Raw genomic sequence first — 23,033 nt, forward strand, 5'->3', positions numbered from 1 at the left:
TCAGGTGCTGAGCAGACGCATCCGTTCACTGAGCTGGCTAGCGCTGGCATCGCCCGTCAGGGGCTGGTCGCATTGCAACACGGCCGGCGCGCCATCCAGGTACCACAGGCGGTTGGCCAGCTCGTCCGCATCTCGGGCCTCGTGGGTCACGCAGATCATCGCCATGCCTGGATGAGTATCGAGCAGCCGGGCGATCAGTGCGCGCAGTTCGCAAGCACGGTCCGGGTCCAGCGAGGCGAAGGGTTCGTCCAGCAACAGCAGTTGCGGCTTGACTGCCAGGCAACGCGCCAGTGCCGCTCGGCGCGCCATGCCCAGCGAAAGCTGGTCCGGCAGGCGGCCACCCGCCCCGGCAAGCCCCACCTCGCCAAGCAGTCGCTCGATATCCGCAGGCTCCGCGCCGACCAGCGCCAGGTTCTGCCGCAACGTACGCCAGGGCAGCAAACGATGTTCCTGAAACAGGTAGCCGATACGCAGCCCGTCGTGCGCCTGAATCATCGGACTCAGTCGACTGTCCAGCCCGGCAATGGCGTTGAGCAAGGTGGTCTTGCCCGCGCCGGAAGGCCCCAGCAGACAGATGCGGTCGCCTTCGGCCACGGTCGCAACGACCCTGCCGATGACCGGATGCCCCACCACCGGCCCATCCACATACAGTTCAAGCATGCGAACCGCCCGCCGCACGCCAGGCCGACGAACGCCGCTCCAGCGGTTGCAGAAGCACCAGCTCAATCAGCTGCACCACTGCAATAAAGGCGAGGCTGTAGGCCAGGATGCTCGCCACATCGAATATCTGGAAGGCCATGTGCAGCTGGAAACCGATCCCGTCCGAGCGTCCCAGCAACTCAACCACCAACACGATCTTCCAGATCAGCGCCAGTCCGCCACGTGTCGCGGCCATCAGATAGGGAAACAGCTGCGCAAGCCAGACATCTGCCAGCCGTTGCCAGCGACTGAAGCCATACACCCGCGCCATCTGCTCCAGCTTCGGATCGAGGCTGCGCGCGCCTTCACGCAGGGTCACCGCGACGTTCGGCACCTTGTTGATCACCACCGCCAGCACCGCCGCTGCCTCCACCAGGCCGAACCAGACATAGAGCAGGATGATGGTCACCAGCGCCGGCAGGTTGAGGAACAGCACCAGTAACGGGTCCAGCAGCGCATTGGCCAGCCGAGAACGGCCCATCCAGATGCCGATCAGTGTGCCCAGCAGCATCGCCAGCACAAAGCTGAAGATCACCCGGCGCAGGGTTACGCCCAGGTGATGGGTCAGTTCGCCGCTTTGCAGCGCCAGCCAGAAGGCGTCCAGCACCGCCAGCGGTGTCGGCAGCAATGAGGTCTGAGCGATCAATGCAATAAACCCCCACACCACTACGGCCAGTGGCAGCGCAATCCAGCAGGCCCAGCGTGTGGAAGTCACCGGTCGGCCTGGAAAAGTTCAGCCGGCATCAGCCTCGCCGGAGCGGCGCCGGCAAGCCTCAGCAACTGGTGCAGGTGGGCGATGCGCGCTTCGTTCAATGGCGGCGCGATACCCTCGACGAAACTATCGCGCAACGCGGCGAAAACCGCGTCGTCGGCGGCGCGCATCAGAGGGCGGATGGCCTCCCAGTGGGCGGGTTCCTGTGCCAGTTGCGCCTTGGTCTGGTGCAATGCTCGCGCGAAGCCTGTCAGCAAGGTTTCATTGCGTGCCGCCCAGGCCTCGGGAAACAGATAGCCAAGCACGGGCAGATTCGGCTCCAGCTCCAATTCAAGCAACAGATCCGCCAGAGCAAATGCCGTACGCACACCGCCTTCGCCGCGCATCCGTGCCGAAAACTGCCAGAAGGTCAGCAGCGCATCCGCCTGCCCGCGGCGCAGCGCCTGACTCAGCAGCGGTGGCGCAGCGTACTGCACGTGTACCTCGTCCGCCAGGTCGATTCCCTGCCCGGCGGCGGCCCGCTGCAGCAACAGCCAGCCGAGCCCATCCGGGCCACCGGCGACACCTATACGCTTGCCGCGCAGGTCGGCCAGGGTACGGACATCACTGCCCTCGGTGACCAGCACTTCGCCGATCTGCGACGAAAACGGCACATAGCGATAACCCGTTCCAGCCTCGTAGCGCGCCTGTGCCCAGAGCAGATCACTCACCGCGCCATCAACGCTGCCGCTGGAAACCGCCAGACGCGAGGCCGGCAGGTCAGCCACCAGCCGCACCTTCAACTCAAAACCGTTGGCCTGGTCAAGCCGGTGACGCTTGAGATGGTCGAGTTCCCAATGCGCAGTACCAAACTGCAGGACGCTCAGCGTCAGGATCGGCAAAGCCCCCTTCTCGCCCGGCGCGGCGATGGCTGCGCTGACGAACAAGGCAGACCCCATCAGCAGCAACCGCGCGGCACGATAGGAAAGGCGCAGCAAAGCGTTCAGGGAATCTGCGAGGGTACGGGCGAGGTACGACGATAAAGGCATCATGCCGGCAGGTTACGAATCCTCCGGGCCGGCACGAATGATACTTTGGTGCTTCTTCGCTGCTGCGATGGTCGCAGCAGAGCAGCCGCACACAGATCAGGCATAATCCGGCACTGGCCCAGTCACCTGGCGGATCGATATGCAACTGGCAAGAATCAACCGGCTTCTCGCCGGCAAGGCCGTACCCTACACCCGTCCCGGCAGCCACAGCGCCATTGCCAAGCAGCCGCTCGAAGGCCCGGTGCAGGTCGGCCCCGAAGGCCTGGAGGGTGACGAGCAGGGCGACCGCAAGGTACATGGTGGCCTTTACAAGGCCGTGCATCATTATCCCTACGAGCATTACCGCCGCTGGCAGGAACAGCTGGGCGCCCTGCTACTGCTGGAACAGCCCGGCGCTTTCGGCGAGAACATCAGCACCTGCGGACTGAGCGAAGCGGATCTGTGCCTGGGAGATGTGCTGCGTTGCGGTGAAACGCTGCTGGAAGTCGTCCAGACGCGACAGCCCTGCTGGAAACTCAACGACCGCTTCGGCATCCCCGACATGGCCCTGCGCGTGCAGCAAACCGGGATGACCGGCTGGTACTACCGGGTGCTGGAACCTGGCGAGCTGGAAGCCGGGCAGATGCTGAACCTCGAACACCGGCCCTTCCCGCGCTGGCCGCTGAGCCGGGTACTGGAAGTGCTTTACCAGCGCACGCTGGATCAGACCGCCCTGCTCGAACTGAGCGAACTGCCGCTGGTACCCTCCTGGCAAAAACTGGTCGAACGGCGGTTGAACCAACACAGCGTGGAAGACTGGAGCAAGCGCCTGTACGGGGCCGACTCCGAGGGCTGACCGCGATTGTCCACAAAGCTCTCTGCGACCAATGGCGCAGCCCAGACTGTGCGCTGCGCCACAGCGTCCGGATGGGGAGGTGATACCTTCGCGCCCGTCATTTTCCAGCATGGGAACCGTCGTGAAACTACTTATCCAGAGCGCTGCCCTGGCACTGGCCGCCACCATCGCCAGCCATACCTTTGCCGAAGCCGAGCCGCCCGCCACCCTGGCCGAAGCGGTCACTCACTTCTCCGAATACAACAAGCGGCTCGACCAGTCACTTGCTCAAGAGCTGACATCCGAGCGAATGATGGAAATCCACGAGCTCACCTATACGCTCCAGGCCGCGCTGGCGATGATCAACGAAGAAATGGACGGGCTTGCCGACACGCTGGAAGAAATCCATATCGCCTCGGAAGCCCGCAATGCAGAAGATGTTGAGTCATACGGGGCCGATTATCTGAAAACCGCAAGAGCGGTGATCAAGTAGAACGCAGACTGCTCAGGGCTCTTCGGCAACGATATCGAAACCGATCTGGTTATCGACGATCACGCGATACTCCAGCGTCTGTCCTGCCACCACCTGCGCCAGTTTTTCGCGGCGCAGGCTGAGCTTGCCGCACAGGGTGTCATCCAGTGGATCAGTGCTGATGCTGACAATCCGCGCCCCGCTCGGCACCTGGAAGCGCACCACCTCGCCCACATGAATCCGCGCTGCCAGCTCACGGTCGATCAACACGGCGATATAACAGCCGCCACCCCGAAGACCGAAGTCCCGCGTCACCACAACCTCACCGGCATTTTCCAATGGCTGCTGGTAGGCCAGTACCCGATCCTCGGGGATCGGCTTGATATCCTCCGGGTCAGGCTGCCAGGAAGAACAGGCTGTCAGTGACAGCAGAGAGGTCAGAGCTACGATCAGACGCATGGCGATTCCTTGGCAATTAAGCGCACCGGGCATCCGGTACGCGGCAATATGACAGCGTCGAGAATGCCAGATAACCCGACGACTGCGAGAATCTGTCTGGCGTTCGCCATGAAACGCCGGCCTCGCTCAAACCGAGGCGGCAATACGCTGCACCAGCCGCTGCTGCAGCTTCTCCAGCTCGGCATGGTCCGCCTCCTTCGCGGCATGCACGCCCAGGCCCTGCCCCGCATAACGCGGGACGATATGCACGTGGATGTGAAACACCGTCTGCCCCGCCGGAGCGCCGTTGAACTGTGCCACCTGCACACCATCCGGCTGCAGCTCGTCAACGATCACGCGAGTGAGTCGCTGCACCACCTTCATCACCTTGCACAGGGCCTCGGTGTCAACATCGAGCAGATTGCAGGCTGCCGAACGCTTGGGAATCACCAGGGTGTGGCCGGAGGACTGCGGAAACAGGTCAAGGAAGGCGAGCACATCGTCATCCTCATAGAGCCTGTAGCACGGGGCATCGCCCCGAATGATGGTGGCGAAAATGTTCTGCGGGTCGTAGGCCGTGGTGAGGCTCATTGAAGGCTCCGTGGGATTGCAGTGGGCCGAACCATTATAGGGTTAGGACGAATTTCGACAGAGTCCGAAATTGCCGATGATGTTCCACCCGCCATCCGACCAGTGAACAGTGCCTGCGGTGATTCTTCCTCTAGCCTTTTTCCACCCGGAAAAAAATTGCTGCACATCACCGGCACGAGGACAACCCGATGAAGATTTCCATCTATCTCACCTTCGACAGCCAGGCTCGCGAAGCCTTCACGTTCTACCAGCAGGTGCTGGGCGGCACGCTGGAGCTGATGACCTTCAGCCAGGCACCGGACGCCGAGCAGTTTCCCGCCGAATATCAGGACCGCATCATGCACGCCTGCCTGACCCTGGCCGATTACTGCCTGATGGCCTCGGATACACTGCCCGGCGAGCTCTGCGGCGGCGCACCTTATGAAGGCATCAAGGGCTCCTCGATCAGCCTGCATCCAGAAGGCGTAGCCGAGGGCGAGCGCCTTTTCAATGCACTGTCCGAGGGTGGGCAGATCGTGATGCCACTGGAAAAGACTTTCTGGGCCGAACGCTTCGGCATGCTCACCGACCGCTTTGGCGTGTCCTGGATGGTCAATTGCGAGCAGCCCTGAAACGCTTCATCAGCACAGCAGGTGCATGTTCAGCGCCGAATGCCGTGCGCCATACTGGCGCCAGAACGACATCCGGAGCAAACCTGTGGACCTGCTATTTCTCGGCACCTCGTCCGGTACCCCGACCAGAGCCCGCAACGTCAGCGGACTGGCGCTGCTGGAGGACACCAGCAAGGGCTGGTACCTGATCGACTGCGGCGAAGGCACCCAGCATCGTCTGCTGCGCACGCCCCTGTCCTTGCACCGACTGCGCGCGATTTTCATCACCCATGTACATGGTGATCACTGTTTCGGCCTGCCCGGCCTGCTCGCCAGCGCCGGCATGATGGGCCGCAAGGCGCCGCTTGAGATCATCGCGCCGGAAGGCATCGAGGTGTGGATACGCGCAACGCTGCAGATGAGCCAGAGCTGGCTGGGTTACGAGCTGATCTTCCGGGCCGTCGAAAGCCTGGGCGAATGGTGCAGCCCGAACATCCGCGTCGAGGCCATTGCCCTTTCGCACCGCGTACCCTGCTACGGCTATCGCTTCACCGAGGCGCGCCCCGACCCGCGCCTGAATATCGACCGATTGGAGCGTGATGGCATTCCGCGTGGTCCGCTGTGGGGCCAGTTGGCTCGCGGTATGGATGTTGAATGTGAAGGTCGCACGCTATGCAGCGACGACTACCTGAACTTCACCCGCCCGCCCCGGCGCATCGTGGTGGGCGGCGACAACGACCGTCCCGAACTGCTCGCTGACGCCTGTCAGGCGGCCCACGTACTGATCCACGAAGCAACCTATACCGAGGCCGTCGCCAGCACCAACGGCAACACCTTCGGGCACAGCACCGCCGCCCGGGTAGCAGGCTTTGCCCGGCAAGCCGGCGTACCCAACCTGCTGCTGACGCACTTCAGCGCACGCTATCAGCAGGGCCAGCCACGCGGCCATTCCATCGAAGACGTACGCCAGGAAGCAGCCGAGCATTACCCGGGACAACTGTTCCTGGCGTACGACTTCCTGCGACTGCACTTAGGCAAGGATGGGGTTTTGCTACAGGTCGAAACGCCCTGATCCGTTCGGGCACAGACCACTACTCGCCCCCTGGCCGAGTAAAAACCCGTGCGTCTCACCACGCTCACACGCCTGTTCACACCTTCACGTTTTTCTGTAGTACCCACAAAGCGCTTGACCCTGTCACTGCGTCAGGGTGTTCACTCTGCGTATCAGATTGTCGAGGACTCACTCATGGCCGGATGCTGCGGTGGTGAACACAAACCTGGGATAGCGCCAAAAGAGGCGACTGCCACCAGCGAGGCGGCAGTTTTGTCTCCGGGTATGCGGACGGAACCGCTGACTGCCGAAGGGCAAGCGCGAATCAGAATCGAGCAGATGGACTGCCCGACGGAAGAAAAGCTGATTCGCCACAAGCTGTCCTCCCTGCCCGGTATCAGTGAACTGGAGTTCAACCTGCTTCAGCGGGTATTGACTGTTCGCCATACAGCAGACGCATTGCCGATAGCGCTGGCGGCGATCCGCGACCTGGGTTTCACGCCAGTGGTCGAGGGCTCGACTGCGGCGGATGAAAAGACAGGCGCTCCCCCTCGCAAGAAAGCCTGGTGGCCGCTGGCGGTATCGGGCGTGGCGGCAGTATCGGCCGAGGTGCTGCACTTCGCTGAGCTGGCGCCCGAGTGGGTGGTGGCCGGCATGGCGCTGTTCGCCATTCTGCTGTGCGGCCTGGCGACTTATAAAAGGGGCTGGATTGCCCTGAAGAACCGTAATCTGAACATCAACGCGCTGATGAGCATTGCGGTTACCGGCGCGGTGCTGATTGGGCAATGGCCAGAAGCGGCGATGGTCATGTTCCTCTTCTCCGTCGCCGAGTTGATCGAGGCGAAGTCCCTGGACCGGGCTCGCAATGCCATCCGAGGCCTGATGGACCTGACACCGGAACGCGCCACGGTGCAGCAGGCCGACGGTTCATGGCTTGAGGTGGATATTGAAACCATTGCCCTGGGTGCGCTGGTCAGGGTACGTCCGGGGGAGCGAATCGGCCTCGATGGAGAGGTCGCATCGGGCAGTTCCAGTATCAACCAGGCGCCGATCACCGGGGAAAGCCTGCCTGTGGACAAAGGCATCGGCGACCCGGTTTTTGCCGGAACCATCAACGAAACCGGCTCGCTGGAATACCGGGTCGTGGCTGTCGCAGCCAACACCACGCTGGCCCGCATCATTCATGCTGTAGAAGAGGCTCAGGGCGCGCGTGCGCCGACCCAACGCTTCGTCGATCAGTTTGCCAAGGTTTACACCCCCGTCGTTTTTCTGCTCGCGCTGGCCATAGCCTGCGTGCCGCCACTGTTCATGGCCGCGCCCTGGTACGACTGGATCTATCGCGCGCTTGTACTGCTGGTCGTCGCCTGCCCCTGCGCCCTGGTTATCTCGACGCCCGTCACCATTGTCAGCGGCCTGGCTGCGGCTGCCCGAAAAGGCATCCTGATCAAGGGCGGCGTCTACCTGGAAATGGGCAGAAAACTCAGCTTTCTGGCACTCGACAAGACTGGAACCATCACTCACGGCAAGCCGGTACAAACCGATTTCATTGCCTTGGCTGAACAGAACCCGGAGCACTGCCGCGCACTGGCGGCGAGCCTGGCCAGTCGTTCCGATCACCCCGTATCGCAGGCGATAGCCAGGCAGGCAGCGCAGCAGGGACTGAGGTTTTTCGAGGTTGAAGCGCTTGAAGCCCTGCCGGGCCGAGGGGTACGGGGCACCATCGAAGGGATGCACTACCAACTGGGCAACCACCGGCTGGTGGAGGAACTTGGCCTCTGCTCAGCAGAACTGGAAGTGAAACTGGAACAACTCGAACGCCAGGGCAAAACGGTAGTGGTGCTGAGCAACCCGCAGCATGCGATTGCCATGTTTGCGGTTGCCGACACCGTGAAAGCTACGAGCCGCCAGGCAATCGAAGCGCTTCACGCGCTTGGTGTGAAGACCATGATGCTGACCGGCGACAACCCTCACACCGCAGAAGCGATAGCAACGCAGGTAGGCATCGACGAGGCACGCGGCAATCTTCTTCCGATCGACAAGTTGAAAGCCATTGAAAGCCTGCAAGCGCGCGGACACATGGTTGGGATGGTCGGCGATGGCATCAATGATGCGCCGGCGCTGGCGAAGTCCGAAATCGGTTTCGCCATGGCGGCTGCCGGAACGGACACAGCCATCGAAACGGCGGATGTCGCCTTGATGGATGACGATCTGCGAAAGATTCCGGCCTTTATCCGGCTCTCCCAGCAAACTGCAGCCATTCTCAGACAGAACATCGTGCTGGCGTTGGGGATCAAGGCGCTGTTTCTCGCCATTACCCTGACGGGGCAGGCCACCATGTGGATGGCGGTTTTTGCAGACATGGGCGTCAGCCTGCTGGTGGTGTTCAACGGTCTGCGTCTGCTGAAGAAGTAGCGGGGAAACGACACTCGCACCAAGCCCCATCGGCCTGGTCTGGATCAGCCATGCAGGAGCAGCATGCCGGCCCCTGCTCAAGCGACTCCCACCAACCGGCAGCGCTGTGCTTCAGGCCGGCTGTGCTGCCCTCAATAACCTGATCTGGCCCGCCTCAACCAGAGCGGCCAGGGACGTTGGCCTGCCCAGATAGAATCCCTGCACGGCTGCACAACCCATGCCGCGCAACAATTCGAGCTGACCCGAGGTTTCGATCCCCTCGGCCAGCACTGGAATATTCAGGCTGTGCCCCAGCGCCAGCACGGCGGAAATGATTGCCCGTGCCTGCGGATTTTCCTCGATGGACGGCATGAAAGAGCGGTCCGTCTTGATCTTGTCGAACGGAAATGAGCGCAGAATATCCAGCGATGAATAGCCGGTGCCGAAGTCATCCAGAGCAATGCTGACACCCATTCGCTTGAGGCGCGTGAGCACGTCCAGTGCCTTGTCACGGTCGGCAAAGATGCTCGATTCGGTCAATTCCAGCTCCAGCCGCGCCGGCGCCAGCCCGGTATCGCTGAGGACCCGTTGCACCAGATTCACAAGGTCGTCGTGGATAAACTGCATGGGTGACACATTGATGGCGACGCTGTAGGGCTCCGCCCAGGAGGCCGCATCGCTGCAGGCCTTGCGCAGCACCCATTCGCCGAGCGCCAGAATCGTCGTATCGCATTCGGCAAGCGGGATGAACTCGGCCGGTGGAATGTTGCCCTGCGTGGGGTGCTCCCAGCGCAGCAAAGCCTCGTAACCGTGAATGTGCCCGCTGGCAAGGTCAGTCTGCAATTGATAATGCAACTGCAACTGATCCTGTTCGAGGGCGACACGCAAGTCTCTGGCCAGGGCCTTGCGCAGACGAACCCGCTCATCCATCTTCGGCTCGTAGAAGCACACCTGCCTGCCCAGCTCTCCCTTGGCGCGATACATGGCCAGGTCAGCATTGCTGAGCAGGCTTTCCCTGGTACTCGCATCCTGCGGATAGATGGCGCCGCCTATACAGGCGTCCAGACGGAACAAGCCGAACGAGGTCAGCATGGGTTCGTTAATCACTGCCTGCAGTCGCTCGACGAAGGCGTGCAGCCCCTCCGTGCCCTCCTGCAGCCGCAGCACCACCGCAAACTCGTCACCGGACAGACGCACGGGATAGACCTGATCGTTCCCCAGGGCTTTGAAGCGCTGGCCGAGCTGCTGCAAGACCTGATCGCCGGCCATGTGACCATGCAGATCGTTTACCGCCTTGAAACCATCCAGGTCGATGAACAACAGCCCCACCTGCTCGTCGGTCTTTCGCGCCTGATTCAGTGCCTGCTCCAGATGGCGGTTGAAGCTTTCGCGGTTGGGCAGTCCGGTCAGCGCGTCATTCATGGCCATGTACTGCAACCGCACAAGCGACTCCAGCCTGACACTGCCGTCGATCAGGTAGCTCGCCAGGCTAGCGCCGAAGATCAGCAGCGTCACACCAGCCACCACGAAGGCCAGCGCCTGCATGGCAGGTGGATTGGTCACGGCATGCTCCAGCAACACCGGCGACACACCGAAGCCGGCCATCCCGGTGAAATGCAGCGAGACGATGGCAAGCGACAGGAACAGCGCCGGCGGACGGTACCATCCGGGTTTTCGGTTTTTGTGGGCCAGCTGGAACGCCAGCGCACTGAGGCCGGTTGCCAGCAGTATCGAGGCGAAAATGTAGCCGCTCTCCCAACTGACCAGCCCCTGCACACGGTAGGCCAGCATGCCAAGGTAGTGCATCGCCGAGATACCCAGACCGCAGACCGCTCCGCCGATGGCCGGCGCCAGCCTCCAGCGCGGCAATATCGCCAGCATCAGGCCCGCAGAAGCACCCAGCATGGCGACCAGCAATGAAAGCGAGGTCAACCCCGGATCCAGCTCGATGGGAACGTTGGGGCGATAGCCGAGCATGGCGATGAAATGGGTCGACCAGATCGTCGAACCTACCGTGCCGGCACTGAGCGCGCACCACCCAAGCTGCTGGAAGCCCTGTGTTTCCTGCGCACGACGGAACAGCCGCAGGGTGATACCCGCACCCATGACGCACAACAGCGCAGCCATGATCACGAACCCAGGGTGATGCAGTTCCGTGATACAGCCGAAAATCCGATACATACCTTCTTCTAGGCTCCGCGCGGGAGCTACTGCCAAGAGAATAGCGCCAGGATTCTAACGGCCAGAACGGCACCAAGAGATTGAATATCCCAATGCATTGATAGCATTAAGCTATCATTGCGCAACCGTGCGGGCTGCGGCGCAGGTGAAGACCGAGCCAGGTGATGAGCGGTTGCGTCCAGACTGCTGCACGCGCATGTCTGACTCGGTCACAGTGATTACGGTCGGCCGTTTTCGCACAGCACTTGCTAGATCCGCTGCTTGCGCAACGCGCGCACGCCCTCGAAGACCAGAACCAGAATAGCCAGCCAGATCGCACCGTAAGTCAGCCATTGTTCACGTGCGATACGCTCGCCCAGCAGGATGGCCACCGCCACCAGCAGCACCGGTTCGACATAGCTGAGCAGACCGAACAGCGCCATTTCCAGGCGTTTGCCGGCGATGATCATCAACGCCAGCGCGACGGCACTGAGTGCGCCCAGCCCCAAGATCAGCAGAAGCAGCCGTGGGCTTTCGACAACATGCTGCAGGGTGTCGCCATCGGCCAGGGCAAAGGTGGCGGCGACCGGCAGGCTGATGCCGAGATCAAGCAACAGGCCGCCGAGGTTGGCGGTACCGGCCCAGCGACGCAAGGCAAAGTAGCAGGGATAGCCGAGGGCAACCGCCAGTACCGGCCAGGACAGGGACGAGGCCAGCAGCAACTCGTTGCCGACGCCAATCGCCGCCAGTAGACAGGCTAGTCCTTGCAGACGGCTGATCGCTTCGCCAAAGAGCAGCCGCCCGGTCAGCACCAGGGTCAACGGCAGGAGGAAATAGCCGAGGGAGACGTCCAGCCCGTGGCCATTGATCGGCGCCCACATGAACAGCCAGAGCTGCACCCCGACCAACGCCGAGGACAGCGGCAATACCAGCAACAGCCGCGGCTCTTCCAACAAGCGCGCCAGAATCTGGCAAACCTCGCCCCAGCGCGCGAAACCGAGCAGCAACAACGCCAGGCAAGGCGCGGTGAGCAGGATGCGCCAGCCGTAAATCTGCTGGCCGCCAAGCGGCTCGAGAAGAGAAGTGTAGTAGTACAGCGTGGCGAACAGCACCGACGCCCCGAGCGAACTGGCCACGCCCGGCAGACTGTTACGGCTTTGCATGCAAGCCCCTGATTCACAATATCTTCTGAATTGCTCAGCCGTAGAGCCGAATTATTTGCCAGCCAAGCCTCCAAGAAAGTGCTGGCTCCGGTGTGACTCTATGTCCTGGACTCAGGGGTTGCACAGGCTTGATGGAGCCTATGGCTGAACCTGACTCCACTGTTTGCTCAAGCGCTTGTCGGACACCGGCAGTCGGGTTCCCAGCTGCTGGGCCCAAAGCGAAACGCGGTATTCCTCGAGCATCCAGCGGTAAAGGCTGAGTTCAGAATCGCGCTTGCCTTCCTGCAAATGCTTTTTCAGACGCGCCTGATAGTGCTCCTGGTAGCCTGCCAGCTCGCCGGACCACACGCGATCACGTTGCAGCTGCGCGCCGATCTTCTCGAAGCGCTGCTCGATGGCCTTCAGATAGCGCGGGTATTCCTTGAGCCACTCGGCGGGCGTTTCGCGGACGAAACCGGGGTAGACCAGGTTGCCCAGCTGCGCCTTGATGTCGTTGAGCGCCACCGCTTGGGCCAGGTCGATCTTGCCCTTGAAGCGCTTCTGCAGACTGTGCCAGAGCTTGAGGATGTCCAGTGTAAGGCGCGCCAGGCGCTCGGCGTGGGCGGCCCACTCGCCGCGCTTTTTCTCCGCCAGCGAAGCCAGCGCTGCGCCATCACGTGGCAGCGGCGCTTCGCCGTCGAGGATGCAGCTGTCCAGGCTGGCCAGCAGAATGTCCTCAACCAAGGCATCGACCTTGCCCATGTCGCGATAGAGCAGGCCCAGGTCTGTGAGCCCTGGCAGCTTGCTGCGCAGGTACTTGGCGGGTTCTGCCAGTTGTTGCAGCAACAGCCGTTGCAGCGCACGACGGTGTTGCCACTCGGCTTCGGCCTGAGTCGGGAAGCGCCCTTCCTTGACCACCCCGGCCTCTTCCACCAACGCCGGGTACACCGTCATCGACAGCCCGGCCATCTTCGCCTGGGCCTTTTCCGCGACTTGGGCAAAGCCCTTGGCTTCGACCGGTTTCTGCTCGGCCTTCTGCTGCGGCGGCGCCAGGGCAGCCTGGCTGGCTTCGGCGAAACGTGCGGTCAATTCAGCCAGATCGCGGCCTTCACCGAGGAACTTGCCGCGGGCGTCGACCACTTCGATATTCATCTTCAGGTGGTTTTCCAGACCGGCAGCCGCCTCTGCCCAAGCGTCGTCCGAGACCCGAGCACCGGTCATGCGCAGCAGCTCACGCCCCAGCGCCTCGGGCAGCGAACCTTCGCCGAAGCTGATCTTGGCAAGCGCCGCGCCGACGAAGTCCGGCACCGGCACGAAGTTCTTGCGCAGCGCCTTGGGCAGGTTGCGCACCAGGGCCACGGCTTTGGTTTGCAGCAGGCCGGGCACCAGCCAGTCGAGGCGCTCGTTGCGCAGCTGCGGCAACAGCGGCGCCGGTACGCGCAGGGTCACGCCATCTCGCGGGTGGTTGGGTTCAAAGTGGTATTCCAGCGGCAACTGCAGTTCGCCGATGCGCAGGTGATCCGGATACTGCGCGGCAGTGATCTCGCTGGCATCGCGCGCCAGTACATCTTCATCGCGCATGACCAGCAGTTGCGCGTTCTTCGCGCTCTCGCGCTTGTACCAGTTCTCGAAGCTCGCGGTCTGGTAGATGTCCGCCGGCAGGCGCGCGTCGTAATAGGCGAACAGGGTATCTTCGTCGGCGATGATGTCGCGACGGCGCGCCTTGGCCTCCAGCTCGTCGAACAGTTCGAGCAACTCACGGTTGGCGGTCAGTGCCTTGGCGCGGCTATGCATCTCGCCACGCACCAGTCCTTCACGGATGAACAGCTCGCGTGCCGCGGGCGGATCGATGGGGCCGTAATGCACGGGTCGACGGCCAACGACGATCATCCCGAAGAGCGTGACCTGCTCGTAGGCCACCACCTGACCGCGCTTCTTCTCCCAGTGCGGCTCGAAGTGGTTTTTCTTGATCAGATGGCCAGCCAGCGGCTCGATCCAGTCAGGCTCGATCCTGGCGACCATGCGCGCGAAGAGCTTGGTGGTTTCCACCAGCTCGGCGGCCATCAGCCAGTTGGGCTTCTTGCGCCCGATCACGCTGGAGGGATGCACCCAGAAACGCCGCTGGCGGGCACCGAGGAAGTCACCCTCCTCGGTCTTGTTGCCGATCTGGCTGAGCAGGCCCGAGAGGATCGCCTTGTGCACCGCAGCGTAGCCCTTGGCCTTCTGCGCCGCTTCGCTGGCTTCGGCCTGCTGACGGAGGATGACGTTGACCTTGGTGTCCTTGGTGGGGACCGGTTGGGAGTCGGCCCTGGAGGGACGCGTGGAAGAGGCTTTGCCGTCTTCCACCCTACGTACCTTGTCGGCGTGCGCTGGTTGGCCGGAGTCATCCACCGACCTGCCCGCGCCAAGCTTGAGCTCGCGGGCGATCAGGGTCAGCTGACGATGGGCGTCGCGCCACTCGCGCAGACGCAGGTAGTTGAGAAAGTTCTTGCGGCACCAGGTACGCAACGCGCCAGAACCCAGTTCCTGACGCTTTTCCTCAAAGCCGCGCCAGAGATTGATCAGCGCGGCGAAGTCCGAATCCGGGTCTTTCCACTGGGCATGAGCCTGGTCGGCAGCCTGCTGGCGATCAGCCGGTCGCTCGCGCACATCCTGCACCGACAGTGCGCTGGCAACGATCAGCACCTCGGCGAGGCTGCCCTGCACAGCACCTTCGAGCAGCATTCGACCGAGACGCGGATCGATCGGCAGACGCGCCAGCTGGCGGCCCAGCGGCGTCAGCAGGTTCTCGCGATTGACTGCCGAAAGCTCCTGCAGCAGGTTGAAGCCGTCGCTGATGGCCTTGCCATCCGGCGGCTCGATGAAGGGGAAATCCTGAATATCACCCAGGCGCAGATGGAGCATCTGCAGGATCACCGCCGCAAGGTTGGTGCGCAGGATCTCGGGGTCGGTGAATTCGGGGCGGGAAAGAAAATCCTCCTCGCTGTACAGACGAATGCAGATGCCCGGCTCGACCCGTCCGCAACGCCCCTTGCGCTGGTTGGCGCTGGCCTGGGACACGGCCTCGATAGGCAAGCGCTGCACCTTGGCGCGGTAGCTGTAGCGGCTGATGCGCGCGGTGCCGGAGTCGATCACGTAGCGGATGCCTGGCACGGTCAGCGAGGTTTCCGCGACGTTGGTGGCCAGCACAATCTTGCGGCCCGCGGCGGGCTTGAAGATCTTCTGCTGCTCCCCCGGTGTCAGCCGCGCATACAGCGGCAGCACCTCGGTGAGGCGCAGGTTGGCCTTGCGCAGCATCTCAGCAGCGTCGCGGATCTCGCGCTCACCGGGGAGGAACACCAGCACATCGCCGGGGCGCTTGCCGATGCTCTTCTCGTGAGCCTCGATCTCGTCCAGCGCGGCGAGGATGCCCTGGTCGACGGTCAGGTCGTCCTCGATGCGGTTGCCGTCCTCGTCGGTCTCGGCAGCCAGCGGGCGGTACCAGGTGTCCACCGGGTAGGTACGGCCGGAGACTTCGATGATCGGTGCATCCGGAAGGCCGGCCCCGCTGAAATGCTTAGAGAAGCGCTCCAGATCGATGGTCGCCGAGGTGATGATCACCTTAAGGTCAGGCCGGCGTGGCAGCAGCGTCTTGAGGAAACCCAGCAGAAAATCGATGTTCAGCGAGCGCTCGTGGGCCTCGTCGACGATGAGGGTGTCGTACTTTTCCAGAAAGCGGTCGTGCTGGGTCTCGGCCAACAGGATGCCGTCGGTCATCAGCTTGATCAGGGTGCTCTCGGTGCTCTGATCCTCGAAGCGCACCTGATAACCGACCAGCTCGCCCAGCGGTGTGCCGATCTCCTCGGCAACGCGCGTAGCGACGCTGCGCGCGGCCAGCCGGCGCGGCTGCGTATGACCGATCAGCCCGTGTACGCCGCGACCGATTTCCAGACATATCTTCGGCAGCTGAGTGGTCTTGCCCGAGCCGGTTTCGCCGGCAATCACCAGCACCTGATGCTTTTCCAGCGCGGCCTTGATCTCGTCGCGCTTGGCGGCGATGGGCAGTGCATCGTCGTAGCGGATGGCCGGTACGCTTTGCCGCCGCGCCTCGACCCTGGCTACCGAGGCTTGGACGCGTTCAAACCACTGCGCCAGTTTGGCCTCGTCCGGTTTCTTTCTCAGTTCGTGCAGCTGACGGCGCAGGCGATGGCGGTCGGCGCTGAAAGTCTGATCGAGGTTCTTGAGCAGGGTATCGAAGGCGGGGGTTGCGTCGAGCATGGACAGCCGTGGACAGTTCGTGAAGGCCGCGATTGTCGCAGATTTAGCGCTCTACCGGGGCCAACCGTTCGGCCCCGGCGAGGTGGATCAGATGCGGAACTGGCCCACCACGCGCTGCAGGCTTTCGGCGAGGCCATTGAGTTCACGGGAGGTGTGAGCGCCCTCGGCGGCGTCCCTGGCAACTCCGTCCACGGCATCGGCAATGTGGTGCACGCTGCGGTTGATTTCCTCGGCCACGGCGGTCTGCTCCTCGGCGGCGCTGGCGATCTGGGCGTTCATCGAATTGATGGTGCCGATCAGAGCAGCAATGGCGTCCAGCGACTCGCCGGCCTGATTGGCCTGGGCCTGGCTGGCCTCGCCCTTTTCACCCGTGCGCAGCATGGTCGCCACGCTGTGACTGGTGGCACTCTGCAGACGATCGATCATGCTCTGGATTTCACCCGTGCTCTGCTGGGTGCGACTGGCCAATGCGCGAACCTCATCAGCCACCACAGCAAAACCACGCCCGGCCTCTCCTGCGCGTGCCGCCTCGATGGCTGCGTTGAGCGCCAGCAGGTTGGTCTGGTCGGCAATGGCGCGAATCACGTCCAGCACCCCGACAATCCCCTGCACATCTTTCTGCAGGCCGGCCAGTGAGTCACCACTGCCACGCAGCTCGTCAACCAGCTCATGGATCTGCTGGATGCTGCAATCGACCACGCGTTTGGCCGCAAGCCCCTGCTGATCGGTCTCGCGCGCGGCCTCGGCGGCACGCTGCGCACTCATGGCGACTTCGTTGGCCGCAGCGGACATCTCATTGATGGCAGTAGCGACCTGATCGGTCTCATGCCGCTGGCTTTCCATGGCCTGCTCGGAACGATGGGCCTGCTCGGCGACGGCACCCACCAGTCCGGCAAGCTGCGTGGTGGTACCGGCAACCTGCTGCACCAAGGCGTGAATTTTCTCCACGAAACGGTTGAAGGATACCGCCAGCTCACCCAGCTCATCCTGGCTGGTGACCGGCAAGCGCTGGGTCAGATCCCCATCCCCGGCGGCCATTTCATCGAGATTGCGTTTGACCAGCAACAGCGGACGCAAAATGCTGTTGCTCATTACGACCGCCAATACCGCTGCAACCGCCAGCAGCGCAACGACCGAACCCAGCATGATGGCGATCATGGCATCGATGCGTTGCTGAAACGCCTCGCGTGCGGCCTGTACTTCCCGCTCAACGCCATCGAGATTGACCGAGGTGCCGAATGCCAGTTTCCATTTCGGCAGGTATTCGGCATAGCCGACCTTGGGCACCAGCACGCTGCTGTCGCTCCCCAGAACGAAGCTGTAATCAACGTAATGCCTGCCGTCCTGGCCAGCCTTGACCAGATCGCGGATGGCGTAGATGCCATTGGGATCACGGTAGTCGTGGAAGCTTTCTCCAATCCGCTCGCGCGTATCGCCTTGCAATACCCGGCGGGATTGGTCGTCATAGCCCCAGAAATACCCGTCTACGCCATAGGAGAGCTTCTCCAGAAGCTCCACCGCCTCGGCACGCGCCGCCATATCGCCATCGCCCGAGCGTGCATAGATTGCACCGATGGCATTACGCGCCACTTCGACGTAGTTCTTCAACTCTGCCCGGCGATCCTGAATGAGGCTGATACGGCTTTGCGCCTCCTGCTGATCCGCCAGCTCGCGCAACTCATAGATAGCTATTCCACTGAGCAGTATCGCCAGCAGGAGCATCGGCACCAGTCCCAACAGCAGCAGTTTCCCGCGCAGACGTAAGCTCCCGAGCATTTCGTAAAACCCTATTAATAGTATGGAAAAGCGACCGGCCATTATGCCAATTAAAAGGCGTCAAAAAAAGAAGGGCTCGTAAATACAACTGCTTCAGGTGCGGACATGAAAAGGCCCCGCCGAAGCGAGGCCCTGTCAAAGGGATGCGGATATCACTTTTTGCCGAGCTTGCGTAGCTCCTCGTCACGGAGTTCGCGCCGCAGAATCTTGCCGACATTGGTGGTTGGCAGGCTGTCGCGAAACTCGACGGTCTTGGGTCGCTTGTAGCCGGTCAGGTTGTCATGCATGTGCTGCATCACCTGCTCCCTGGTCAGGCTCTCGCCAGGTTTGACCACGATGAACACCTTGATCGCCTCGCCGGACTTCTCGTCCGGTATGCCAATGGCAGCGCACTGCAACACTCCCGGGAGGGTTGCGAGGACGTCTTCCAGTTCATTGGGATACACGTTGAAACCGGAAACCAGGATCATGTCCTTCTTGCGGTCGACGATACGGATATAGCCGTCTTCCTGGATCACGCCAATATCGCCGGTCTTGAACCAGCCTTCAGCATCAATCACCTCGTCGGTGGCTTCCTGTCGCTGCCAGTAACCCTTCATCACCTGCGGGCCCTTGATGCACAGCTCGCCAATCTCGCCCTGAGGCAAGTCCTGTCCGTCGTCGTTGATGACCTTGAAGAGTGTAGAAGGAGCCGGAATGCCGATGGTGCCGATCTGGATGTGCTCGATCGGGTTGACCGAGGCCACCGGGCTGGTTTCGGTCAGGCCGTAGCCTTCGCAGATGGAGCAGCCAGTGACCTGCTTCCAGCGCTCGGCGGCGGCCAGCTGCAGCGCCATGCCGCCCGAGAGGGTGACCTTGAGTGCGGAGAAATCAAGCTTGCGGAATTCCTGGTTGTTACACAGCGCCACGAACAAGGTATTAAGACCGACGAAACCGGTGAAACGGTACTTGGACAGGTCCTTGATCATCGTCGGCAGGTCGCGCGGGTTGGTGATCAGAATATTGTGATTACCGATCAGCATCATTGCCATGCAATGAAAGGTGAATGCGTAGATGTGGTAAAGCGGCAGCGGCGCAATAAGCACCTCGCTGCCGTCATCGAGGTTCGAGCCCATCAGCGCCTTGCACTGCAGCATGTTGGCGACGATGTTGCGGTGGGTCAGCATTGCCCCCTTGGCGATGCCGGTGGTGCCGCCGGTGTATTGCAGCACGGCGATTTCATCACTGCTCGGTGAAGCCTCACGTACGGCCTTTCCGCGACCCAGTGCCAGGGCATCGTTGAGCTTGACCGCCTTCGGCAGGCTGTATGCCGGCACCATCTTCTTCACATGCTTGACCACTGCGTTGATCAGCATCCGCTTGAGCGGCGGCAGCATGTCGGCCACTTCGGTGATGATCACGTGCTTGACGCCGGTCTTGGGCAGCACTTCCTCGGCCAGATGCGCCATGTTGGCCAGACACACCAGCGCCTTCGCGCCCGCATCGTTGAACTGGTGCTCCATTTCCCGCGCGGTGTACAGCGGATTGGTATTGACCACAATGAGCCCGGCGCGCATCGCCCCGAACACCACGATGGGGTACTGAATCAGGTTTGGCAGCTGCACGGCGATGCGGTCGCCGGGCTGAAGGTCGGTGTTCTGCTGCAGGTAGGCGGCAAAGTCACCGGACAACTTATACAGCTCACCGTAGGTCAGGGTCTTGCCGAGATTGCTGAATGCCGGCTTGTCCGCGAAACGCTCGCAGGACTGCTTTAGCACAGCCTGGATGTTCTGGTACTCGTCGGGATTGATTTCGCTTTCGACTCCGACAGGATATTTATCCTTCCAGAAGTTATCGGTCATGACCCACTCCTAAGCGACAGCCTGCTGCGCATGGCAGCTATTTTGTTGTGATTTGTTAATTTCGCGCCGCTAAACGGCTGAAAAGTGGACCGAGGTTATCAGCTTTAAAACTGGCCGAACAGCGTCCGAAACAGAGAAAAAAGGCATAAAGTGACTAATAACAAGAAGCCGGTCACTCACATTATGAATGACCGGCTTCGTCTAAACCGGGCCTCAAGCTTGGTCTCGCAGCTCCCTGCGAAGGATTTTACCCACGGGTGTCATCGGCAGTGAGTCCCGAAAAACCAGTTGCCGCGGCACCTTGTAGCCCGTCAGGTTTTCCCGGCACCAGGCTTGCAACTCTTCCACCGTGAGACTGCTGTCGCTGGGCACCACGAACAGCCTGACCGCCTCGCCGGTCTTTTCATCCGGAACGCCAATAGCCGCACAGGCCGCAACCTTGGCATGCGCCATGGCCACATCTTCAACCTCGTTGGGATAGACGTTGAAACCCGAGACGATGATGAGATCCTTCTTGCGGTCGACAATACGCACAAAACCGTCCTCGCCGATCACCGCGATATCACCTGTCTTCAGCCAGCCTTCAGCGTCGAGTACTTCTGCGGTGGCCTCCGGACGCTGCCAGTAGCCCTTCATCACCTGAGGCCCCATAACGCACAACTCCCCCCGTGAACCGAGGGGCAGCTCGTTGCCGTCGTCATCAATCACCTTGAGCAGCGTGCCTGGCACCGGCAGGCCGACCGAGCCAAGACGCGCCATGCCGCCGTAGGGGTTGGCGCAGGCCACGGGCGAGGTTTCCGTAAGCCCGTAACCTTCGAGCACCTGGCAGCCGGTGATGCTCTGCCAGCGCTCGGCCACCGCAGAGACCAGCGCCGTGCCACCGGAATTGGTGGTCTTCAACCGGGAGAAGTCGATCCTGCTGAAATCACGGTGGGCCATCAGCGCCACAAACAGGGTGTTGAGGCCGAGAAATGCGGTGAACTGCCAGCGCTGCAACTCCTTGACGAAGCCGTCTATATCGCGCGGATTGGTGATGAGCACATTGTGGTTGCCCGTCACCATCATGCACATGCAGTTAACCGTGAAGGCATAGATGTGATAGAGCGGCAACGGCGCGATCATGATTTCAGCACCTTCCTTGACGACGGTCTGACCCTGCTCGTCAAGCTGCTGCATGACGGCACGCACCTGTTGCATGTTGCCCACCAGGTTGCCGTGGGTAAGCATCGCACCCTTGGCCGCGCCAGTGGTGCCGCCGGTATATTGCAGCACGGCGATATCGTCCAGGCCGAGTGTTACCGGAGTTGGTCGGTGGCGCGCACCTTCGCGCAGAACCTGCCTGAACGACACGGCCTGCGGCAGGCTGAACTCGGGCACCATCTTCTTCAGATGCTTGACGGCGGCATTGACCAGCAGGCCCTTGACGGTCGGCAGCATGTCACCGATTCGCGCCTCGATCAGATACTCGATATCGGTATCCGGCAGCACCTCCTGCACCAGCTTGCCGAAGGTGTTGAGGTAAACAAGCCCCCGCACACCAGAATCCCGGAACTGATGGCGCATCTCGCGGGCGGTGTACAGCGGGTTGGTATTAACCACGATCAACCCTGCACGCAGGGCGCCAAAAACGGCAATCGGGTATTGCAACAGGTTGGGCATCTGCACCGCGATGCGGTCACCTGGCTGCAGGCTCGTATGCTGCTGCAGCCAGGCCGCAAAAGCTGCCGAGTGGCGCTCCAGATCGGCGTAGGTCAGCGTCACGCCCATATTGCTGAATGCCGGACGGTTCGCATGGGTCTTGCAGGAGCTCTCAAATACCTCAATCACCGAGCAAAATCCGCCCATATCCACCTCGTTGGGCACTCCAGCGGGGCGTTTGTCATTCCAGAAGTCAGGTTGCATTTGTTATTGGCCTCTTTTACCTGAAAGTGGACTAGACCCAACTTAGCAGCTCAGCGGCACGGCACGACAGGCTAACGAGGGGTAAATCACCAACATGAATCTTGCATCACGGCCGACGCTACGTTCAGCCACCCGCCGCAGCCATGCACGGGTTCACACACAGTCCGCATGACAGGTCTTGAGGACAAGCTTGCAACATGCCTCTAGAATGCAGCCGCAGCGCAAGCACGGCAGCTGCACAGCAGATTGCGCAGCTCTTCATATCGGACCGACAGGCTGCGGCCAGCTGCGATCCGGTCCTACCTCCGAGGAAACTTGATGACCACCATCAGCAACACGCCTTACGCCGCGCTGGAAGTCGGCCAGACTGCGCAATACGAAAAATCCGTGGAAGAACGGGACATTCAGCTGTTCGCGGCCATGTCGGGCGACCGTAACCCGGTGCACCTCGACGCGGAATACGCCGCCGGCACCCCGTTCAAGGAGCGTATCGCCCACGGCATGTTCAGCGGCGCACTGATCAGCGCCGCAGTGGCCTGCACCCTGCCGGGGCCGGGCACCATTTACCTGGGCCAGACCATGACCTTTACCCGCCCGGTAAAGCTCGGCGACACCCTCACCGTACGCCTGGAAATTCTGGAAAAGTTGCCGAAAAACCGTGTTCGCATCGCCACCAACGTGTTCAATCAGAACGACGAGCAGGTGGTTGAAGGCGTGGCGGAAGTACTGGCGCCACGTCGCGCGCAAAGCGTTGAGCTGAAGGAACTGCCGCCGATCAGCTTCGGCTGATCGCCCGTCTGCAGCCATTCGCGGCTGAGATCGCCCCCACGAAATCCCTGCAGGGCATGGCAGTGCACCCCACTGGTGGAAGCGTCTTCAGCCGCGAAGCTTTGCCCGCGCCACCCCATATCGTCTGATGCAAAACTTTCTGGCATTGCCAAAAAATCAGACAAAAAAAAGGGCGACCTAAGTCGCCCAAATGCCTTGCGTGCCCTTTACACCAGCTGGATCAGCGCTTCTTTTGCGCATCCCGCCAGATGAAATATCCGAAACCCCCGAGGAAGACGACCATCAGGCCGACTGTGACAACCCCAGCGAGCACCACATCATCGACGAACATGATTACCTTCCTCCAAACCGTTGTGCTGTCTGATGGCTGCAAGTTACTC

Annotated in this window: 18 protein-coding genes; 6 read left to right on the forward strand and 12 right to left on the reverse strand. The window is 61.7% G+C overall.

What is annotated here, in order from left to right; genetic code table 11:
• Genes NAV32_RS12035 through NAV32_RS12045 form a run of 3 tightly spaced genes read right to left on the reverse strand, consistent with a single transcriptional unit; the run spans nt 1 to nt 2,349 of the window.
• Entirely contained in the window at nt 1-660 is a 660-nt protein-coding gene (locus tag NAV32_RS12035; protein ID WP_256053042.1) for an ATP-binding cassette domain-containing protein, read from the reverse strand.
• A complete protein-coding gene (locus NAV32_RS12040) occupies nt 653-1,414 on the reverse strand; it encodes an ABC transporter permease (protein WP_256053043.1) in 762 nt (253 codons plus the stop codon). The genes NAV32_RS12035 and NAV32_RS12040 overlap by 8 nt, the downstream gene beginning before the upstream one ends.
• The gene (locus NAV32_RS12045) at nt 1,411-2,349 is read right to left on the reverse strand and encodes an ABC transporter substrate-binding protein (protein WP_256053044.1); all 939 of its coding nucleotides are present in this window, start codon (nt 2,347-2,349) and stop codon (nt 1,411-1,413) included. Before NAV32_RS12045 ends, NAV32_RS12040 begins: the two co-directional genes overlap by 4 nt.
• 229 nt (nt 2,350-2,578) lie before the next feature.
• Between NAV32_RS12045 and NAV32_RS12050 the strand changes: the two genes are divergently transcribed.
• On the forward strand, nt 2,579-3,274 hold the full coding sequence (locus NAV32_RS12050; RefSeq protein WP_256053045.1) for an MOSC domain-containing protein: 696 nt from the start codon (nt 2,579-2,581) through the stop codon (nt 3,272-3,274).
• 121 nt (nt 3,275-3,395) lie between these two features.
• Complete coding sequence (locus NAV32_RS12055; protein ID WP_256053046.1) at nt 3,396-3,746, forward strand: DUF6746 family protein; 351 nt, start codon at nt 3,396-3,398, stop codon at nt 3,744-3,746.
• A 12-nt stretch (nt 3,747-3,758) separates the two neighbouring features.
• On the opposite strand, the gene NAV32_RS12060 is transcribed toward NAV32_RS12055, so the two are convergent.
• Both NAV32_RS12060 and NAV32_RS12065 read right to left on the reverse strand, forming a co-directional pair.
• Entirely contained in the window at nt 3,759-4,184 is a 426-nt protein-coding gene (locus tag NAV32_RS12060) for a 3-isopropylmalate dehydratase (protein WP_256053047.1), read from the reverse strand.
• 126 nt (nt 4,185-4,310) lie between these two features.
• Nucleotides 4,311-4,754, reverse strand: a complete 444-nt coding sequence (locus tag NAV32_RS12065) for an HIT family protein (RefSeq protein ID WP_256053048.1) — start codon at nt 4,752-4,754, stop codon at nt 4,311-4,313.
• A gap of 188 nt (nt 4,755-4,942) precedes the next feature.
• Here NAV32_RS12065 and NAV32_RS12070 point away from each other — a divergent pair, with 188 nt between their 5' ends.
• From NAV32_RS12070 to NAV32_RS12080, 3 genes are all read left to right on the forward strand, one after another.
• Nucleotides 4,943-5,365: a VOC family protein gene (locus NAV32_RS12070; RefSeq protein ID WP_256053049.1), complete on the forward strand. Its 423-nt coding sequence runs from the start codon at nt 4,943-4,945 to the stop codon at nt 5,363-5,365.
• 85 nt (nt 5,366-5,450) lie between these two features.
• Nucleotides 5,451-6,416, forward strand: a complete 966-nt coding sequence (locus NAV32_RS12075; RefSeq protein ID WP_256053050.1) for a ribonuclease Z — start codon at nt 5,451-5,453, stop codon at nt 6,414-6,416.
• A gap of 264 nt (nt 6,417-6,680) precedes the next feature.
• The gene (locus tag NAV32_RS12080; RefSeq protein WP_256053051.1) at nt 6,681-8,807 is read left to right on the forward strand and encodes a heavy metal translocating P-type ATPase; all 2,127 of its coding nucleotides are present in this window, start codon (nt 6,681-6,683) and stop codon (nt 8,805-8,807) included.
• A 111-nt stretch (nt 8,808-8,918) separates the two neighbouring features.
• Here the strand turns inward: NAV32_RS12080 and NAV32_RS12085 are convergent, their stop codons facing one another.
• The 6 genes from NAV32_RS12085 to fadD2 form a co-directional block, all read right to left on the reverse strand.
• Nucleotides 8,919-10,967 carry a putative bifunctional diguanylate cyclase/phosphodiesterase gene (locus NAV32_RS12085; RefSeq protein ID WP_256053052.1) on the reverse strand — a complete coding sequence of 683 codons (2,049 nt, stop codon included), beginning with the start codon at nt 10,965-10,967 and terminating at the stop codon, nt 8,919-8,921.
• A 248-nt stretch (nt 10,968-11,215) separates the two neighbouring features.
• On the reverse strand, nt 11,216-12,109 hold the full coding sequence (rarD, locus tag NAV32_RS12090) for an EamA family transporter RarD (RefSeq protein ID WP_256053053.1): 894 nt from the start codon (nt 12,107-12,109) through the stop codon (nt 11,216-11,218).
• Nucleotides 12,110-12,247: 138 nt separating this feature from the next.
• Nucleotides 12,248-16,345, reverse strand: coding sequence for an ATP-dependent RNA helicase HrpA (hrpA, locus tag NAV32_RS12095; RefSeq protein WP_256053054.1), 4,098 nt, complete (start codon nt 16,343-16,345; stop codon nt 12,248-12,250).
• 87 nt (nt 16,346-16,432) lie between these two features.
• Nucleotides 16,433-18,121, reverse strand: coding sequence for a methyl-accepting chemotaxis protein (locus tag NAV32_RS12100; protein ID WP_256053055.1), 1,689 nt, complete (start codon nt 18,119-18,121; stop codon nt 16,433-16,435).
• Between the two features lie 152 nt (nt 18,122-18,273).
• Nucleotides 18,274-19,962, reverse strand: a complete 1,689-nt coding sequence (gene fadD1, locus NAV32_RS12105; RefSeq protein WP_256053056.1) for a long-chain-fatty-acid--CoA ligase FadD1 — start codon at nt 19,960-19,962, stop codon at nt 18,274-18,276.
• Between the two features lie 213 nt (nt 19,963-20,175).
• Nucleotides 20,176-21,864, reverse strand: coding sequence for a long-chain-fatty-acid--CoA ligase FadD2 (fadD2, locus tag NAV32_RS12110; protein ID WP_256053057.1), 1,689 nt, complete (start codon nt 21,862-21,864; stop codon nt 20,176-20,178).
• Nucleotides 21,865-22,182: 318 nt separating this feature from the next.
• On the opposite strand from fadD2, the gene NAV32_RS12115 reads away from it, so the two are divergent.
• Entirely contained in the window at nt 22,183-22,653 is a 471-nt protein-coding gene (locus NAV32_RS12115) for a MaoC family dehydratase (RefSeq protein ID WP_256053058.1), read from the forward strand.
• A 220-nt stretch (nt 22,654-22,873) separates the two neighbouring features.
• Here the strand turns inward: NAV32_RS12115 and ccoM are convergent, their stop codons facing one another.
• Nucleotides 22,874-22,984 carry a cytochrome c oxidase subunit CcoM gene (gene ccoM, locus NAV32_RS17660; RefSeq protein ID WP_336604867.1) on the reverse strand — a complete coding sequence of 37 codons (111 nt, stop codon included), beginning with the start codon at nt 22,982-22,984 and terminating at the stop codon, nt 22,874-22,876.
• Nucleotides 22,985-23,033: the final 49 nt, after the last annotated feature.

This window comes from Stutzerimonas stutzeri, assembly GCF_024448695.1.
GTDB lineage: Bacteria > Pseudomonadota > Gammaproteobacteria > Pseudomonadales > Pseudomonadaceae > Stutzerimonas > Stutzerimonas stutzeri_T.

Bases quoted from the DNA above. Each gene is read 5' to 3' on its own strand.
- NAV32_RS12035 (WP_256053042.1), bottom strand. From the start codon at position 660: ATGCTTGAACTGTATGTGGATGGGCCGGTGGTGGGGCATCCGGTCATC.
- NAV32_RS12045 (WP_256053044.1), bottom strand. From the start codon at position 2,349: ATGGGGTCTGCCTTGTTCGTCAGCGCAGCCATCGCCGCGCCGGGCGAG.
- NAV32_RS12050 (WP_256053045.1), top strand. From the start codon at position 2,579: ATGCAACTGGCAAGAATCAACCGGCTTCTCGCCGGCAAGGCCGTACCC.
- NAV32_RS12060 (WP_256053047.1), bottom strand. From the start codon at position 4,184: ATGCGTCTGATCGTAGCTCTGACCTCTCTGCTGTCACTGACAGCCTGT.
- NAV32_RS12065 (WP_256053048.1), bottom strand. From the start codon at position 4,754: ATGAGCCTCACCACGGCCTACGACCCGCAGAACATTTTCGCCACCATC.
- NAV32_RS12070 (WP_256053049.1), top strand. From the start codon at position 4,943: ATGAAGATTTCCATCTATCTCACCTTCGACAGCCAGGCTCGCGAAGCC.
- NAV32_RS12080 (WP_256053051.1), top strand. From the start codon at position 6,681: ATGCGGACGGAACCGCTGACTGCCGAAGGGCAAGCGCGAATCAGAATC.
- NAV32_RS12085 (WP_256053052.1), bottom strand. From the start codon at position 10,967: ATGTATCGGATTTTCGGCTGTATCACGGAACTGCATCACCCTGGGTTC.
- rarD (WP_256053053.1), bottom strand. From the start codon at position 12,109: ATGCAAAGCCGTAACAGTCTGCCGGGCGTGGCCAGTTCGCTCGGGGCG.
- hrpA (WP_256053054.1), bottom strand. From the start codon at position 16,345: ATGCTCGACGCAACCCCCGCCTTCGATACCCTGCTCAAGAACCTCGAT.
- NAV32_RS12100 (WP_256053055.1), bottom strand. From the start codon at position 18,121: ATGCTCGGGAGCTTACGTCTGCGCGGGAAACTGCTGCTGTTGGGACTG.
- fadD1 (WP_256053056.1), bottom strand. From the start codon at position 19,962: ATGACCGATAACTTCTGGAAGGATAAATATCCTGTCGGAGTCGAAAGC.
- fadD2 (WP_256053057.1), bottom strand. From the start codon at position 21,864: ATGCAACCTGACTTCTGGAATGACAAACGCCCCGCTGGAGTGCCCAAC.
- NAV32_RS12115 (WP_256053058.1), top strand. From the start codon at position 22,183: ATGACCACCATCAGCAACACGCCTTACGCCGCGCTGGAAGTCGGCCAG.
- ccoM (WP_336604867.1), bottom strand. From the start codon at position 22,984: ATGTTCGTCGATGATGTGGTGCTCGCTGGGGTTGTCACAGTCGGCCTG.